This window comes from Streptomyces sp. MS19 (assembly GCF_047200595.1).
Taxonomy (GTDB): Bacteria; Actinomycetota; Actinomycetes; order Streptomycetales; family Streptomycetaceae; genus Streptomyces.
Genome location: NZ_JBJZOH010000002.1, coordinates 235262 through 251360 on the forward strand (window position 1 = coordinate 235262; position 16099 = coordinate 251360).

16 protein-coding genes are annotated in these 16099 nt (G+C 74.7%); 7 read left to right on the forward strand and 9 right to left on the reverse strand.

What is annotated here, in order from left to right; all coding sequences use genetic code 11:
• Positions 1-45: 45 nt before the first annotated feature.
• Positions 46-627, forward strand: coding sequence for a TetR/AcrR family transcriptional regulator (locus tag ACL02R_RS03630; RefSeq protein ID WP_412795366.1), 582 nt, complete (start codon positions 46-48; stop codon positions 625-627).
• Between the two features lie 9 nt (positions 628-636).
• Positions 637-1398, forward strand: a complete 762-nt coding sequence (locus tag ACL02R_RS03635) for a DUF4253 domain-containing protein (RefSeq protein WP_412795367.1) — start codon at positions 637-639, stop codon at positions 1396-1398.
• Positions 1399-1402: 4 nt separating this feature from the next.
• Here ACL02R_RS03635 and ACL02R_RS03640 read toward each other — a convergent pair whose 3' ends face one another.
• The gene (locus tag ACL02R_RS03640) at positions 1403-1942 is read right to left on the reverse strand and encodes an SMI1/KNR4 family protein (RefSeq protein ID WP_412795368.1); all 540 of its coding nucleotides are present in this window, start codon (positions 1940-1942) and stop codon (positions 1403-1405) included.
• 192 nt (positions 1943-2134) lie between these two features.
• Here ACL02R_RS03640 and ACL02R_RS03645 point away from each other — a divergent pair, with 192 nt between their 5' ends.
• Positions 2135-3508 carry a hypothetical protein gene (locus ACL02R_RS03645; RefSeq protein ID WP_412795369.1) on the forward strand — a complete coding sequence of 458 codons (1374 nt, stop codon included), beginning with the start codon at positions 2135-2137 and terminating at the stop codon, positions 3506-3508.
• An 11-nt stretch (positions 3509-3519) separates the two neighbouring features.
• Here the strand turns inward: ACL02R_RS03645 and ACL02R_RS03650 are convergent, their stop codons facing one another.
• The 4 genes from ACL02R_RS03650 to ACL02R_RS03665 are packed head-to-tail and all read right to left on the reverse strand — an operon-like array spanning position 3520 to position 8349.
• Entirely contained in the window at positions 3520-3939 is a 420-nt protein-coding gene (locus ACL02R_RS03650; protein WP_412795370.1) for an NUDIX hydrolase, read from the reverse strand.
• A gap of 17 nt (positions 3940-3956) precedes the next feature.
• The gene (locus tag ACL02R_RS03655) at positions 3957-5312 is read right to left on the reverse strand and encodes a hypothetical protein (RefSeq protein ID WP_412795371.1); all 1356 of its coding nucleotides are present in this window, start codon (positions 5310-5312) and stop codon (positions 3957-3959) included.
• Entirely contained in the window at positions 5309-7087 is a 1779-nt protein-coding gene (locus ACL02R_RS03660; protein ID WP_412795372.1) for a lipopolysaccharide biosynthesis protein, read from the reverse strand. Before ACL02R_RS03660 ends, ACL02R_RS03655 begins: the two co-directional genes overlap by 4 nt.
• Positions 7084-8349 (reverse strand): glycosyltransferase, encoded by a 1266-nt coding sequence (locus ACL02R_RS03665; RefSeq protein ID WP_412795432.1) that lies wholly within the window; start codon positions 8347-8349, stop codon positions 7084-7086. The genes ACL02R_RS03660 and ACL02R_RS03665 overlap by 4 nt, the downstream gene beginning before the upstream one ends.
• 247 nt (positions 8350-8596) lie before the next feature.
• Here ACL02R_RS03665 and ACL02R_RS03670 point away from each other — a divergent pair, with 247 nt between their 5' ends.
• Positions 8597-9103, forward strand: coding sequence for an adenylyltransferase/cytidyltransferase family protein (locus tag ACL02R_RS03670; RefSeq protein ID WP_412795373.1), 507 nt, complete (start codon positions 8597-8599; stop codon positions 9101-9103).
• Here the strand turns inward: ACL02R_RS03670 and ACL02R_RS03675 are convergent.
• Positions 9010-9786: a CDP-alcohol phosphatidyltransferase family protein gene (locus tag ACL02R_RS03675; RefSeq protein ID WP_412795374.1), complete on the reverse strand. Its 777-nt coding sequence runs from the start codon at positions 9784-9786 to the stop codon at positions 9010-9012. The genes ACL02R_RS03670 and ACL02R_RS03675 overlap by 94 nt on opposite strands.
• Before the next feature lie 97 nt (positions 9787-9883).
• On the opposite strand from ACL02R_RS03675, the gene ACL02R_RS03680 reads away from it, so the two are divergent.
• Positions 9884-10864, forward strand: coding sequence for a hypothetical protein (locus ACL02R_RS03680; RefSeq protein WP_412795375.1), 981 nt, complete (start codon positions 9884-9886; stop codon positions 10862-10864).
• On the opposite strand, the gene ACL02R_RS03685 is transcribed toward ACL02R_RS03680, so the two are convergent.
• The 3 genes from ACL02R_RS03685 to ACL02R_RS03695 form a co-directional block, all read right to left on the reverse strand.
• Complete coding sequence (locus tag ACL02R_RS03685) at positions 10851-11192, reverse strand: SDR family oxidoreductase (RefSeq protein ID WP_412795376.1); 342 nt, start codon at positions 11190-11192, stop codon at positions 10851-10853. The genes ACL02R_RS03680 and ACL02R_RS03685 overlap by 14 nt on opposite strands.
• A gap of 223 nt (positions 11193-11415) precedes the next feature.
• Positions 11416-12129, reverse strand: a complete 714-nt coding sequence (locus ACL02R_RS03690) for a bifunctional DNA primase/polymerase (protein ID WP_412795377.1) — start codon at positions 12127-12129, stop codon at positions 11416-11418.
• 260 nt (positions 12130-12389) lie between these two features.
• Positions 12390-13769: a multidrug effflux MFS transporter gene (locus ACL02R_RS03695; RefSeq protein ID WP_412795378.1), complete on the reverse strand. Its 1380-nt coding sequence runs from the start codon at positions 13767-13769 to the stop codon at positions 12390-12392.
• 172 nt (positions 13770-13941) lie between these two features.
• Between ACL02R_RS03695 and ACL02R_RS03700 the strand changes: the two genes are divergently transcribed.
• Both ACL02R_RS03700 and ACL02R_RS03705 read left to right on the forward strand, forming a co-directional pair.
• Positions 13942-14628 (forward strand): TetR/AcrR family transcriptional regulator, encoded by a 687-nt coding sequence (locus tag ACL02R_RS03700; RefSeq protein WP_412795379.1) that lies wholly within the window; start codon positions 13942-13944, stop codon positions 14626-14628.
• 488 nt (positions 14629-15116) lie between these two features.
• Entirely contained in the window at positions 15117-16097 is a 981-nt protein-coding gene (locus ACL02R_RS03705) for a YihY/virulence factor BrkB family protein (protein WP_412795380.1), read from the forward strand.
• Positions 16098-16099 lie beyond the last annotated feature (2 nt).

A 16099-nucleotide genomic window follows, 5' to 3' on the forward strand; every position in this document is an offset into this window, starting at 1 on the left:
CTAATATATTTAGTCCAACGACTTATTCTTTTAGCCGGAGGACGCGTGACACGCCCCGCTCTCACCGCCGAGCACCTGACCAGGACCGCCGCCGAGCTGGCCGACGAGGAGGGCTTCGACAGCCTCACCGTCTCCGCCGTCGCCCGCCGCCTGGGGGTGAAGGACCCGAGCCTGTACGCGTACATCCGCAACGCGCGGCAGCTCAAGGCGCGCGTGGCGGCGCTGGCGCTCGGGGAGATGGCCGACGCGGCGGCCGAGGCGCTGGCCGGGCGGTCGGGGAGGGACGCCCTCCGTGCCTTCGCCGACGCCTACCGCGACTACGCGCGACGGCACCCCGGCCGGTTCACCGCCGCACGCTTCGACCTGGGCGCGGCGGAGGCGGAGGCCGAGGAGGCGGCGTTCCGCCAGTCCCGCATGGCCCGCGCGGTCCTGCGCGCGTACGGCCTCCCGGAACCGGACGAGACGGACGCCCTCCGCTTCATGACGGCGGCCCTCGCGGGCTTCGTGACTCTGGAGACCGCGGGCGGCTTCAGCCGCAGCTCCCACGAAACCGACGCATCCTGGACCTGGCTGCTGGACACCATCGACTTCGCCCTGCACAACCGCCCCCGCACGCCCGCCCGTTAGCATCCGTGCGTGCATCTCACGTCACTGCGGTCGGCCGGCGTCCACCTCCCGCCCGGCCGGATGACCGCCTCGGACGGCGGACACGGGAGCCGCCGCCACCTGTGGCTGAGCGACGGCCCGGTCACCGGCGACCTGTGGGGCCGGATATGCGGCGCGCACGCCGCCTCCGGGCTGTGGCCGCTGCTCCTCCTCTCGGCCGACGACGACAACGGCGCCTTCCGCCCCTGGGCGACGGGCGAGCTGCGCCCCGAGGACATGTCCTGGCCGGACGACCACGACGCGCCCGCGCTGCTGGCCACCTGGTGGCGCCGGCACGCCTCCGACGCCGAGGACGCCGCCCCGGCCTGGCCCGGCCTCACACCGGCGCCCGCCGAACGCTCCGACGCGGACGTGATGGCCGCCGAGTACGCGGAGATCTTCACCGAGGAGTACCCCCAGGCGCGCCTCGGCCTGGTGGAAGCCCCCCGCAGCGCCGACACCCTCACCGCCCTCGGCTGGGCGGGCCCTTCCCCCCACGAGAGCGACACGGCCAAGTACTCAGCGGTCCTGCGCAGTTGGGAGGACCGCTTCGAAGCACGCGTGGTGGCCCTGAGCGACACGACACTCTTCCTGAGCATCGCCGCACCCCCCACCACCGAAGCAGAAGCCCTCACCACAGCCGCCGAACACTTCGCCGTCGCCCCCACCACCATCCGGAAAGCGGCCCCCGACCTCCCCACCTACGCGCAGCAGCTCATCGACATCAACAACTGGGAACTCAGTTGGGCCTGACCGACTACCGACCCGCGGGCGGCAGGGGGGCGAACCAGTGCTCCGGGCCCGGCAGTCCGCCCAGAATCTCCGACTCCCGCCGTCCCGCGAGCAGCGAGGCCAGGAACCCGGCGCACCCCACGTCGTGATGCTCCCAGTAGGGACCGCGTCCCTCGTTGACCAGCACGGTCCAGCGGTCCGGGTCACGGCCCGGCTCGACCAGCCAGTACAGCACCTGCCCGTCCTCCGCGATCCCCCACGGCACGACCCGGCTCCCCGCCGCCTCCAGCTGCGGCGGCTTCTCCTCGAACTTCCACAGCTCCCGCAACGCCTCGTCCTGCTGCCGCGCCACGGCGAGCAGGTTGTAGTCCGCCGTCCCGTACCCCGGATGCATCAGACAGACATAGTCGTCGAAGTGACCGCCCCCGTACCGGTCGGCGAGCGCCGTGTAGTCGCCGGGGAGCCGGTCCACGCCCAGGGCGGTGGCGGTGCCTGTCCAGTCCCACGTGCCGGGCGGGTCGGCGGGCGGGGCGAGTCGGACAAGTTCCGTCAGTGCTTCGTTCATCGGCTCACTCACCTGTGGGTTCGGACTTCGCGGGTTCGGACACGGGCGGAGGTCATACGTTGAGGATGGAGATGTCCCCTAGGCTGCCGTGGAGGGGTCGGGAGGGGTGGTCGTGTGGTTGTCGAGGTCGGGGGGCGGGTGCCCCGTGCGGGGCTTTCGCGTGCGCTGTCCTTACCGTTGATCTGCGGCCTTGTGGGTGTGCTGCCGCTCGCGGTCGCGGCGCAGCCGGGGGAAGGGATGCGGGACACCGCGTTCTGGTTGCAGTTGGTCGTCGCCTGCTACGCCGGGGTGCGGCTGTCCGCGATGGTGCTGTCAGGGCGGCGGCGGCTGGTGCAGGGCGCGTTCTGGCTGTTCTGCTACCTGGCGATGGGCATCGCGCCGCTGGCGCAGAGCGTGCTGGGGCGTGAGCCGACGCCCGTGCTCGGGCCGCGTGGTGACGTGGAGCTGGCGACGGCGCTGGTGCTGTGCGGGATGGTGGCTTTCGATGTCGGGGCGGTGCTGGCGCGGCACCGGCCGTCGTTCCGCCGTGGGCGGCGTCCGGCGGCGACGGTGCACCGGACGCGGCTGTACGTGCTGGTGGCGCTGGCGTACGTGGCGAGCGCGCTGCTGATCGTCCGGCTGGGCGGGCCGGCCATCTTCTTCACCAGCAGGCAGGAGATCAGCGCCGGGCTCGACCAGGCGACGGCGGGCGGGGCCGGGGACGAGGCGGGCGAGGCGGGGAACGCGCTGCTGCGCGGCTTCGGGACGGTCCCGGCGCTCCTGGCGCTGCTGCTGATGACGCGCTGGCTGGTGACCTCGCGGGCGGCCAGGCGGCGGCCGTCCGTGGTGCTGCCGTGGGCGGGCCTGCTGGTGGTCAACGGGATCGTCAACAACCCGGTGTCGAACCCGCGTTACTGGTTCCTGACGGTGCTGTTCGCGCTGCTGTTCACGGTGTTCCCGCGCAGTCCGGTGATGTACCGGGCGGCGCTGGCGCTGGGGGTGGCGATCGCGCTGCTGGTGTTCCCGTTCACCGACCGGTTCCGGTACGACGAGGAGGGGCGGCGGCCGGTCGAGTCGGACGCGCTGCTGGAGCCGCTGGTCATCAAGGACTACGACCAGGTCGGCATGTTCGCGAACACGATCACGTTCGCCGGTGACGGCAACGGGCACGCGTACGGCCGCCAGGTCGCGGGCGCGGCGCTGTTCTTCGTGCCGCGCGGGATGTGGGAGGCGAAGCCGCAGGACACCGGCTTCCTCGTCGGCGGCTGGATGGGCACGAACAGCGCCAACCTGTCATCGCCGCTGTGGGCCGAACTGTGGCTGGACTTCGGCCCGTTGGGTATGACGGCCGCGTTCCTCGGCATCGGCTACCTCGCGGCGCGCGTGGACCGGTCGTACGTGCGGCGGACGGTGGACGACCCGTCGCCCGGCAACGTGCTGGCGGTGGTCGTCCCCGTGCTGGCCGGGTACAGCTTCATCCTGCTGCGCGGTTCACTGCTCCAGGCGTCCGGCCGTATCGGGATCGCCGTGCTGTGCCTGCTGCTGGTGACGACGCTGCGCGGCGACGGCCGGGCCCAGTTGCGGTGACGGCGCGGGCGTCAGAACAGCCGCCCGAGCAGCGCGCCTTGCCCTGACTGGAGGACGTGCGCGGCCTCCAGCGGGACCCAGAAGCACTCGAAGCGGGTGGGCGGCCCTTCGCCGTCGTGGTCCTCCTGGCTCCTCCACCGCTCGGGGGCCGGCCCGGTGAGCCGGAGGTGGTAGACGTGCCGGTGCTGGATCTCGAAGCGGTACGGGCTGATGTCGTAGGTCGTCTCCCCGAGCTTGCGGACGACGCGGAGGCCGTCGAGCCCGGTCTCCTCGCGCGCCTCCCGCAGCGCGGCGGCCTCCGGCGTCTCCCCCGGCCTGACGCTGCCCGCCGGGACCTGGACGCCGACCTCCTCGAAGCTGTGGCCGAGGTGGCGGAACACCAGCAGCCGCCCGTCGTGCACGACGTAGGCGAGCGCCTTCTCCCGCGTCACCCTCTTCCGGGACGCCGTCACGGCCGGTGGGCGACGCGGAGTTCGAGGCTCGCGCGCAGCCACACCGCGCCCGCCTTCGCCGCCGAGCCGAGGCACAGGCCCCACGCCGCGCCCGCGACGCCGCCGAGCGCGTACCCGGTGAGCAGGCACACGACGGACAGCGCCGAGAAGACGATCTGCACCGGCAGCGTCGCGCGCGGGCTGAGGACGCGCAGGAGCAGCAGCCCGCACGTCCCGAAGGCCATGAACGCGTACTGGCTGCCGGTCGCGGGCAGCAGGTCCTCGGCCGCCGACCAGGTGTCGCCGAGCAGCGCGCGGCCGGCCGAGGCGGGGAGCAGCAGGAGCACGGCGGCCCAGACGGCGGCGGACGCGGCGAGGGCCGCTCCGGCGAGGGCGGCGGCGCGCGCCTGCCGGTGTGGTCCTGGGGCGCGGTGCAGGAGGGGCGGGCCGAAGCCGGTGGCGGAGTTGAACAGGACGTTCATCGGCCCGAAGAGCGTGCTCGTGCCGCGCAGGGCGCCCACGGCGAGGGGGCTGGCGACGACGCCGAGAAGGATGATCGCGACCTGCGACGCCGCGTTGCCGACGCCGAACTCGACGGCGAAGCGGCGGCCGAGGTGGCGCCGGTCGAGCAGCGCCGCGGGCCGGGCGCCGACCGCGCCGCGGGTGAGGTGGGCGAGGATCGCGGCGGACAGCAGCAGCGCGGGCAGGGCGGACAGGCCCCAGGCGATCACCATGCGGTCGGCGCCGGTCCCGTACGGCTGCGAGGCGAGGACGGGTACGGCGACGGCGAGCCGCAACAGGTCGCCGATCAGGGCGAGATGGGGCTTGCGCAGGAGCGAGAACGCGTACCGCAGCGAGTCCTGCGTCAGCACGACCGGCAGGACGAGGCCGAGCGCCGTCAGCCCGGCGGGGATGCCGTCGCGGCCGAAGGCGAGCGGTACCAGGGCCAGGGCGGCGCCCAGCGCGGCGGACGCGCCGAGCGTGAAGACGGCCGACGCCCGTGCGTGCCGGTGGAGCTGGCGGTCGGTGCCGCGCCGCAGCACGAGCGCCTGGCCGACGTACGCGGTGGCCGCACCGAGCAGCAGCGTGAAGACCGTGTAGACGACGGCGAACGACGCGAAGTCCCCTGCCGTGGACTGCCGGGCGGCGCAGACGACGACGGCGATGTTCGTGAGGGCCGCGACGCCCTGGTCGGCGACGGACGCGGCGGCGCCGCGCGCGGCCCGGCCCCTGCCCCCGTCCTCCGGCGGCCTGGGCGGGGGCACGGCGTCCCCGCCCCATGTCTCCGGGACGGGCGGGACGCCGGGGTCGGGGCCGGGGCCAGGGTCGGGGGCGGGGTCGGAGGGCGGGGGTCGGTCCTGGTGTCTGCTCACTGCCTGGGGTTGCCGTCTTCCAGTTCTGCGGGATCGAGGACGCGCAGGCCGAGCGTTTCCGAGCCGACGTCACGGTAGTCGGGCACGGGCGGGCGCTGCGCGGTACGGGGACGTGCTCGCTGGGCGGGCGGCTGCCGGCCGGCGTCGGCCGCCCCGGCGCGGCCGTAGCCGCCGGGAAGGCCCTCGCCGTCCTCCGTGTCCTCGGGACCGAAGTCGATGCCGCCGCTGCCCCAGGAGTGCAGCACCGCGCCCAGGAGGATACCGCCCGCGCCGACGACGAGTTCGCGCACCCGTGCGAGATCGTCGCGGCGGACCTCGCTCGGGTCGCAGACGACCAGCACGCCGTCCACCCGGTCGGTCAGCGCGATGGCGTCGGCGTACGACAGGACGGCCGGGGCGAGGACGACGACGACGCGGCCCTTCGTGTCGGCGTGGCCGATCAGGCGCGTCGCGGCGGGCGAGGTGAGGGCGCGCGGCACGTTCCGCACGCGGCTGCCGGGTACGAGGTCGAAGATCCCCGACTCCCCCGCGTCGATGGGCACCCGCTCCCCCGGCCACCCGGCGTGCCCGCCGCCCCGGGCGGCGTCGCGGTCGCCCCCGCCCGCCCAGCCGGGCCGTACGCCGTCCGCCTCGCGCAGCTGCGCGCCGAGGCTCGGGGTGCGCAGGTCGGCCTCGACGAGGAGCGCGTCCATGCCCATCTCGGCGAACGCGGCGGTGAGGTTGACGGACGCGGCGAGGGGCGTCTCGATGCTGCCGCGCGGCGCGACGACCAGCAGCCTGCGGCGCTGCGCGAACGTCTCGTCGTAGGCCAGCCGGAACGCCACCGACCGGTACTCCTCGGCCAGTTTGCCCTCGGCGAGCAGCTGGTCGGGGTGGCCGCGGCCGGTGCGTGGCAGGACGCCGAGGACCGGGGCGCGCAGGGCCCGCGTGACGTCGCCTGGCGAGCGCACCGTCGGGTCGAACACCAGGCGCACCCACGCGGCGAGCAGCCCGAGGCCGATGCCGACGACGTAGCCGAGGCCGAGGAGCAGGGGCAGCCCCGGGCCTGAGGGGCTGGTGGGCGGCGTGGCCTCGGTGATGACGCGGCCGCCGGTCGTGTCGAGCGCCTGGAGTCCGGCGACGGACGCGTTGATCTCGGAGATCTGCCCGGTGACGGTGGACAGGTCGGCGATGGCGCTGTCGTACGTCGTGCTGCCTTCGAGGAGGTCGTCCAGCTCGGCCTGGAGCTCGTCGCGGCGGGTGAGGAGGGGGGCGCGGCGGCCTTCGAGGGACTCGATGGAGTGCGCGACGGTGCGGTCCGCGTCCGCCTGCCGGTTGTCGAGGTAGGCCTGCACGAACGCGTTGGCGCGCTCGGCTGCGGCGGCGGGGTCGTCGGCCGAGTAGGCGAAGCGGAGGACCTCGGTGTTGGGCGGGTTGGTCACCTGGAGACCGGACTTGAGCTGCTGGACGCTGTCGGGGCGGCCCAGGGCCTCGGCGGCGCGGTGGGCGACGATGTCGCTGGCGGCGGTGCGGCGTTCGGAGCCCATGGCGACGCGGTCGACGGACACGGCGGCGGCGAACGGGTCGGTGGTCGGCACGCGCACGGTGATCTCGGCGGTGGCGATGTACGTCTCGTTGGCGCTCAGTCCGAGCCAGCCGCCGCCGGCGAGGCCGAGCAGGATGCCGCAGACGATCAGCAGCCGGTAGCGCAGCAGTTGCCTGAACTGGTCGCGCAGCAGGTCGGGTTCGTCGTACGGGGTGGTGTGCCCCCGTACGTCCTCGCGCGCTGCGCTCATGCGGGGGCTCCCCTTCGTGTGGCGGGACCCAGAGCTTCGCGCACGGGGGCCGCGAGTGCCAGTGCCTCGTCGAGGGCGTCGGTGATCCGGCGCAGCCCGGCGGCGCGCGACAGGTGGGTGCGGGCGTACGCGGCGCCGCGCGCGCCGAGGGCGTCGGCGCGGGCCGGGTCGGCGGCCAGTTCGCGTGCGGCGGCGGCCAGTTGGGCGGGGTCCTCCGGTGTGACGAGCAGCCCGCCGCCGGAACGGCGCACCTCGTCGGCGGTGCCGCCCGTGGGCGCGACGGAGGCGATCACGGGGCGTCCGGCGGTGAAGTACGAGGTCAGCTTGGACGGGACGCTCATGTCGAGGACGGCGGCGCGCTGCGTGACGACCAGGACGTCGGCGGCGGCCAGCACCGCCGGGAAGTCCGACTCCACTGCGGGCGGCAGGAGTTCGGCGTTCGGGACGGCGGCGGCGAGCGCGGCGAGGTGGGCGCGGCGGCTGCCGTCGCCCATGAGGACGACGCGCAGGTCGGGCGCGACGCGGGCCGTCTCCACGAGGACGTCGAGGCCCTGCTTGAGGCCCATGTTGCCGGAGTGGAGCAGCACGGGGCGGCCGGTGTCCCAGCCGAGGCGGGCGCGGGTGGCGCGCCGGGCGGCGGGGTCGGGCGAAGGGACGGGCAGGTGCGCCCAGTTGGGGACGAGGCGGACGCGCTCCGGCGGCACGCCGAGCGCCTCGACGCGGGCGCGGAAGCTCTCGTGGATGATGCCGACGAGGGTGGCGGCGCGCAGGACGCGGCGTTCGGCCGCCGCCGCGCCGCCCGCGGCGCGGCCGCCGCCGCTGATGCCGCTCTGGGCCGCCGCGGCGCCCATCAGGTCCTGGACGACGGGGAGGAACGGGACGCCGTGCCGCCGCGCGAGGCGTGCGGCCAGGACGCCCCCGGCGAGGCTGGGCATCTGGGCGAGCACCGCGTCGGGGCGCGCCATGCGGGGCGGGGCGAGCAGGCCGTGGGCGAGAATCGTCGCCTCGTACAGCGCGCGCCGGGCGGCGGTCTGGCGTAACGGGACGGTGTGGCGCCTGCGGTGCACGAGCACCCCGACGCGCTCCTCGACGGCGCGCCAGCGGCCGGCCCAGGCGGGGTCGATGCGCCAGGCGGGGTAGTGGGGCATCCCGGCGAGGACGTGGACCTCGGAGTGCCGTGCGGTGGCGAGGTGTTCGGCGAGCTGGGTGGCGTACGGGCCGATGCCGGCCTGCTCGGGCGCGTAGTTGGTGGAGACGAGCAGCAGCCGTTCGCCTTTCCGGCGGGCGGTGGCGGCGGCGGGTCGTCCCGGTTCAGGCCCGGTGGTGTCGCGCTCGGTGGTGTCGCGCACGGTGAGTTGCCTCCCCCTGGTGGGTCCCCCTGACCACGTCAAGTATCAAGCCTATCCGCAGAGTTGCACGCCATGTCAGCATTCGACCGCGCGGGGCGAGCGGTCCCGGCTATGGTGGATCGCCAGCCGTCACGACGGGCCAGTGGGGGGTTCGGGCGTCATGCAGCAGTCCCGTGGGGCGGGAGCCCCGTTACACACCGTCGGCTATGCGCCGGGGGTCTACGACCTCTTCCACGTCGGGCACCTGAACATTCTGCGCCATGCCAGGAGCCGCTGCGACTACCTCGTGGCGGGGGTGGTCTCCGACGAGATGGCCGCGCTCGCCAAGGGGCGGCGCCCGGTGATCCCGCTGGTGGAGCGGCTGGAGATCATCCGCAGTGTGCGGTACGTGGACGCGGCGTTCGTGGAGACCGTGCCGGACAAGCTGGAGACGTGGCAGCAGGTGCGCTTCGACGTGCTGTTCAAGGGCGACGACTGGCGCGGCACCCCCAAGGGGGAGCGTCTGGAACGGGACTTCGCCACCGTGGGCGTCGAAGTCGTCTACTTCCCCTACACGGTGCACACGTCGAGCACTCAGCTGCGCGCCGCGCTCGACGCCCTCGCCGCGCCCGCCGCCGACAGCTCGCGGAACCACTTCACGGAGAACGCGGCGAAGAAGACCACGTAGACGCCGGCCAGCAGCGCGTACCCGAGACGGAACGCCCGTTCGTCGCCGAGGAGGAGGAACAGCGCGCACATCGTCCCGTAGTCCACGGGCAGCAGCGCGACGGCGCGCACCCGCGAGGGCGGGGCGGCGGGCGCGGTGGGGGGCGCCGCGGGGCGCGGCTTGAGCTTGTCGGTGAGCAGCCCGCCGAAGAAGATCATCACCGCGGCCAGTTGGAAGACCGGCGGCACCAGCAGCCAGCCCTCGCCCGGCAGCGCGAAGTGCTGGTGGAAGGTGATGAGGACGGCGGTGTGCAGCGCGGTGATCTTCGCGCAGTCCACGGCGTGGTCGAGCCACTCGCCCGCCGCGCTCGACTCCCCGCGCAGCCGCGCGAGCTGGCCGTCCGCCGCGTCGAGGGCGAAGCCGAGGACGAGCGCGGCCCAGACGCCCAGCGCGAGCGGCCAGGACGGCGGGAGGAGGGCGAGGGCCGCGATCCCGGCGAAGCTGACGGCGGCGCTGAGGGCCGTCACCTGGTTCGGCGTGCGTCCGGCGCGGTGCGCGGCGGCGGCGAACACGCGGCCCGCCGGCCGGTTGACGTACCGCGAGTAGAGGGAGACGCCCCTGCTGGTCTTCTGCGCCGCGCGCAGCCGCGCAAGCGCGCCGCGGAACGTGTCCTCCGTGCCGGTGCCGGCCCCCACCCCTGCCATGGCCGCATCATGCCATGGGGCCACGGGGGTGCGGCCGTTGTCGGCGGGAGTCGATACGATGCGTGCGCCGGAGCGAAACGACGGGGAGGGGCCCACCATGCGGCTGCGAGCGCGGCTGGCGAAGAGCACGGCGGGACTGCTGGCGTCCCTCACGCTGGCGGCCGGGCTGTCGGGCTGCATCACCGTGCACGGCGAGGAGGCCGTGGTGCCCGCCGCCACCGAGGGGGAGGCCAGGGCGGCGCTCGACCGGTACGTCGAGATCAGCAATGTCGCCAAGCGCGACTACGACGCCGAGCAGAACCGGACCATCGAGAGCGGCGGCCTCGGCGACATCGACTTCGCGGGCATCACGGCGCGCGCCGAGGTGTACCCGGACGGCGCGGAGGACTTCGAGCCGCTCGCCGTCTCCGACACGCGCTTCCACATCCCGCAGCAGATGGGGTGGCCCAAGTTCTTCGTCGCCGACACGGCGACGAACCAGGGCCGCAACCGCTGGCTGATGTTCTTCACGCGGGCGGGGATCGACGAGGAGTGGCGCCTCAACTACCTGGCCTCGATGCCGGCGGCCGAGGTGCCGGAGTTCGCCGAGGACGAGGACGGCTACCTGGACGACATACCGGCCGGCGAGGGCGGGGCGTCGGAGGGCTACGCCCTGGCGCCCGGCGACCTCAGCGCGGCCTACAGCGTCTACCTCCAGAGCGGCGAGGGCCCGTTCGCGGAGGGCCCGTACACCAGTGACACGCGCACCGCCCGCGACCAGGCGAACAGCGACCCGGCGTCCTTCACCGAGTACCGCGACGAGCCCGCCGAGGAGGCGGAGTACGGGCCACTCGCCATGCGGACGGCGGACGGCGACGCGTTCGTGATGTTCACGTCGCTGCACGACCAGCGGCAGACGGTCGCCGAGGGCCGGGAGATCCCGGTCAACGAGCTGACGGCCGCGCTGATGGAGGGCGAGGCGCGGACATCGCTGACGCTGGAGATGGTCGGCATACAGGCCGCGCTCGTCCCGGCCGGGCAGGGGCAGATCCAGGTGGTCTCGCAGATGAAGGACGCCGTCGCGATCACCGGCGAGTGAGCGCCGGGGGGCGTCGGACCTGGCTCCCGCCGCCGTCGGCCCAGAGGCTGGCGCCCAGGACGAGTCCGCTGCGCGCGGACGCGCGGAAGGCCACCGCGTCCGCGGCCTCCTCGGGCGCCCGGCCCTGCCGAGGGGGACGCCCGCGGCGAACCGCGCCCCGCTCACGGCCGCGTCGCCCGCCGTCACGGCGTCGAGCGCGGCGGTGACCGGTCGTCCCGGGCGAGACGACGTCAACCCGGATGCCGCAGTCCTTCAGCTCGGGGGCCCAGGTGCGGGCGAAGGACCGTACCGTCGCCTCGGACGCCGCATAGGCGGCGAACGCGGGCACGCCGTCGTCGAGCAGCGTCAGCGCCCTCTGCGCGGTGAACAGGGTGCCCTGACGTTGACGCCGGACGTCTGGTCGGAGTGCTCCTGGGTGGTCTCCTCAAGCGTCGCGAACGAGCCGGTGCCCGCGTCCGCGGACAGGACGCCGAGGCCGCGGGCGCGGGCGCGGGCGTGAACCGCGTCGTGGAGCCGGTCGCGGTCGGCGCGCCCGCGCGAGTGGGCGGGCGTTACCAGGCGGGGGCCTGCTCCTGCTGGGCGGCCAGGTGCCCGGCGCACGCGTCGGTGAGGGCTTCGAGGAGCGTCAGCGGCTCGGGCAGCGGATGCTCCGGGCCGTGCAGCCAGCGGACGCCGCCGGTCCCGCCCGGCGGTACGCGGGACGGCGGCAGCAGGACGTAGCTGCCCCGGCAGTGCCAGCGCAGCCCGGGGTGCTCGTCCATCGTCTCGGGGTGGCAGTCGAGCTCGCACGGCCACCACTCGTCCTCGTCGTCCGGGGTGCCGCGGGTGGCGGTGAAGAACAGGACGCGGTCCGGGTCGGCGACGGCGACGGGGCCGGTCGCGACGCCCTCGGAGGCCAGCCGGGCGAGGGCCGCGTAACCGGCGGGGGCGGGGACGTCCAGGACGTCGTGGGCGGCGCCGGTGGCCGTGACGAAGTTGGCGAGGGGATCGGCGCGCAGCCAGCGGAGGATCTGGGCGGGGTCGGTGGTGGCCTGGGTCTGCCAGGCCAGCGAGACGGGGTGGCGGCCGGGCGTGGGACAGCCGATGCGGTCGCAGGAACAGCCGTAGCCCTGCGGGTGGGCCGCGGGCGCCACCGGGAATCCGGCGGCGGCCGCCGCGAGCAGCAGTTCCTCCCGTGCGCGCGCGGCGGCGGCTCCCGCCTCCGCGTCCCGGGCGCCCCGGCGCAACCACCTGGGAAGTCTGCTCTCGCGGCCCTCGCGTCCCATGGTCCCCCTACCACCTCGCTGGTGTCCGGCCCGTCGAGCCTTGGAGCGTCAGGGCCGGGGTCTTTTATTCCGCCGTGCCGGCCAATCCTGCACCGCTCCCGGCCCCGATGGGTAATCGGGAGGTGCGTGCCGCACGCGCGCGACACGCACCTCCGTCACAGATCGATCACTTCCCGTTCCGATGCGCGTGACCTTGCGCAACGGACCGTTCACACAACGGTCGGCGGCCGATCACAGGCGGGCCGTGGCCGAGACGCTCGTCACATCCCGGCACCCGCCGCGACCGGCTCCAGGCGCCCGCCGCCCCGCCGGAACCGGCGCGCCCCGCGCCGCGGACGGCACAGGACGGCGAAGCACAGGCACGCGAGCAGCGCCGAGACGAGCTGGACGACGGCCATGGGCACGGCCGTCCCCTCCCCCGCCACACCCACCAGCGGGGAGGCGACGGCGCCGACGAAGAAGGAAGACGCGCCGAGCAGCGCGGACGCGGACCCGGCCGCGTGCCCCGCGCGGTCGAGGCCCTCAGAGTTGGCGTTGGGCAGGACCAGCGGCATGGACGCCATCAGGACGAACAGCCCGGCGGAGACGGGCAGCAGCCCGACGTCGCCGAACACGCCGCTCGTCATCAGCAGCAGCGCCGTGCTGTCGGCCACGATCAGCGCGAGGCCGACCGCCATCATCCGCTGCGCGGGCACGCGGCCGACGAACACCTTGCCGTTGACCTGGCTCATCACGACCATGCCGATGGAGTTGGCCATGAACAGCATGCTGAACGTCTGCGGCGAGGCGCCGTAGATCTCCTGCACCACGAAGGGTGACGCGGAGACGTAGGCGAACAGCGCCGCGAACGTCAGCCCGCCGACCAGCAGATGACCGGCGAACACGCGGTCGCGGAACAGCCCGCCCATGTCGCGCAGCGCGGGCCTGACGCCGCCGGAGGTCCGCCGTTCCGCGGGCAGCGTCTCGGGCAGCCAGCGGGCGACGACGGCGATGAGCACCACGCCCAGCAGCGCGAGGATGAGGAAGATGCCGCGCCAGTCGGTGAAGCGCATCAACTGGCCGCCGAAGACCGGCGCGAGGATCGGCGCGAGCCCGGAGACGAGCATCAGCGAGGAGAAGAACCGCGCCATGGCCACGCCGTCGAACATGTCGCGGACCACGGCGCGCGCGATGACGACGCCCGCCGAGCCGGCGAGCCCCTGCGCGAAGCGGAAGGCCATCAGCGTCTCGACGTTCGGCGCGAACGCGCAGGCGGCGGAGGCGACGACGTAGCCGCCCATGCCGCACAGCAGCGGCCAGCGGCGGCCGAGCTGGTCGCTCATCGGGCCGACGACCAGCTGTCCGAGGCCGAGGCCGAGCAGACAGGCCGTGAGCGTCAGCTGGGCGGTGGACGCGCTGGTGTGCAGGGCGTCGCCGACCTCGGGGAGCGCGGGGAGGTAGGTGTCGAGGGAGAGGGGCGGCAGCGCGGAGAGGCTGCCGAGGATGAGGGTGAGCAGCAGTCCGGCCCGCTTGCGGCGCGAAAGCTGCGGTGCTCCGTGTGCGCCGCCGATGGCGGGCCGGGGTGGTTCCTGGGTGACCTGGGCGGTCGGGATGGTGTCGGGGACGGGGGCGGCCGCCTGGGGTTGGCCGGGCTGGGTCATGCACCTCTCCGGGATTCGTGACGAACGAACCGATCATCCCATGACCTGACCGGTCACCCCAGGGGATTAACGCGTCCCTGGGCATGGCGCGCACCACATCCGCCCCGGCCCGGCGCCCGTTCCGGCAGATGGGACCATGGGCCCGTTACGGATCGGGAGCGGGTGAGGTGCGATGGAGCCGCGGGACGGCGAAGGCAGCGATGGCGGCGATGGCAGGGGGGACGGTGGGGCCGCCGGGCCCGAGCCGGGCACGGTACGGCCGGGCGGGCGGACGGCGCGCGTGCGCGAGGCGGTCCTGCGCGCGGCCGGGGACGCCCTGGCGGAGCAGGGCTTCGAGCGGTTCGACCTCGGCGAGGTCGCGCGGCGCGCGGGCGTGGGCAAGACGACGCTCTACCGCCGCTGGGGCACGACCACGGGCCTGGTGGCCGACCTGCTCGCGGACATGGCCGAACAGTCGCTCCCCCGCACGGAGTCGGGCGACCTGCTCACCGATCTGCGGGCGAACGCGCGGCTCGTGCTGCGGACGCTGACGGACACGCGGCAGAGCGCGCTGTTCCGCTCGGTGATCGCCGCGGCCACCGGTGACGAGCGGACGGCGGCGGCGCTGCACCGCTTCTACGCCGTGCGCATCGCCGAGTGGGCGCCCTGTGTCGAGCAGGCGGTGGCACGGGGCGAACTCCCGGCGGGCACCGACGCGTCCGAGGTCGTGCGCGCCGTGTCGGCGCCGCTCTACTACCGGTTGCTGGCCAGCGGCGACCCGCTGGACGAGGGGGCCGCCGACCGGGCGGCCGAGGCCGCCGTGGCGGCCGCGCGGGCGGGCGTCTTCGTCACCGGCGGGGGCGCGCCGGGGTCCCGGTAGTGCGCGGAGGGGCGCACGCCCCCGGCGCGCGGCGCGCGGCCCCCGCACGGGCGGTTCACCTGCGCAGGTGATTCACCCGTTGGTGCGTGTGCCCCGCGATGTCCCGGGCGGCGGTGGGGAGAAGCCGCCCCGCGGCCCCGGCGAGGGCACGGGGCGCGGCGGGCCGGGCCCGATGTCCGGTACGTTCTCGGCGAGGGGGCTGACAGGGGCCGCGCCCGCCCCGACCAGCGCGGTGTCGGCTTTGTCCGTCGGCCGGGACGGTGCCGGGCCCGGCCGCGCGTCCGTGCTTCCGCCCGCGTCCTCCCGACCGCCATGAAGGACCTCCCCGGGGGCAGGGGTGTGCGGTACGTCCCCTGCCGGCGCCACCCGGCCGGGCGGGTGACACACACCGCGCCCGGTGCTGGCACTGTGGTGCCGACGCCCGCCACGCACCGCTACGCCCCGCCCGCAACAGCCCGGACCATCCCGTACGACCGCAGGAACGGACCGTGACCGCCACTCCCTCCCCCATCCCGCCGCCACCGGCCCATCCCCCGGCGGGAACCCCCGCCGCCGGGCCGCCCCCCGCGCAGGCGGCGCAGTGGGCGGCGGCGCTGCGCCGTACGCCCGTGTCCCTGTGGCGCGACGACATCGACCACTGGGCCGCCGCGCTGACGTACTACTCGGTGCTCGCCGTCTTCCCGACGCTGTTCGTGGCCCTGTCGATCATCGGCCTGGCCGACCCGGGCGCGGCGCAGGAGTTGATCGGACAGGTCACCGCGCTCGTGCCCGCCGACTCGCGCGGCGAGGTGTGGTCGGCGCTCAACGACCTGGCGCAGCAGCGTTCCGCCGCCTGGCTGCTGACGATCTTCGGCGGCCTGAGCGCGCTCGTGTCCGCGTACAACTACCTGAGCATCTTCCGGCGCGTCCAGCACGGCATGCACGGCGTGGTGGACCGACGGCCGCCGTGGCGCGCCATCCCGCGCACGACGCTGTCGGCGCTCGGGCTGCTCGGGCTGCTGGTCGGCAGCGCGACGGTCCTCATCATGACGGCCGGGGTGGTGCGGACGGTCGGGCGGCTGCTGGGCTTCGGCGAGGGGGGCGCGGCGGTCTGGGCGGTGATGAAGTGGCCGCTGCTCGTGCTGCTGGTGACGGCGCTGGTGCTCGTGCTGTTCCGCACCGGGCCCGTGGACCACGGGGTGCCGCTGCGGGGGGTGCCGGGCGGCGCGGTGGCGGCGGTGCTGTGGCTGGTGGCGTCGGCGGCGTTCGCGGTGTACGCGTCGCACGTGGGCACGTACAACCGGCTCTACGGGTCGCTGGCGGGGATCATCGTCTTCCTGGTGTGGCTGTGGGTGTGCAACCTCAGTCTGCTGACCGGCGCGCAGTTCAACGCGGAGCTGGCGCTGCTCCGGCGGCAGGGCCGCACGGGGCGGGGCGCCGGGGACGCGTCAGGCCCGGTCGCGGGGACCGGGCCTGACGGGCGGGACTGAGC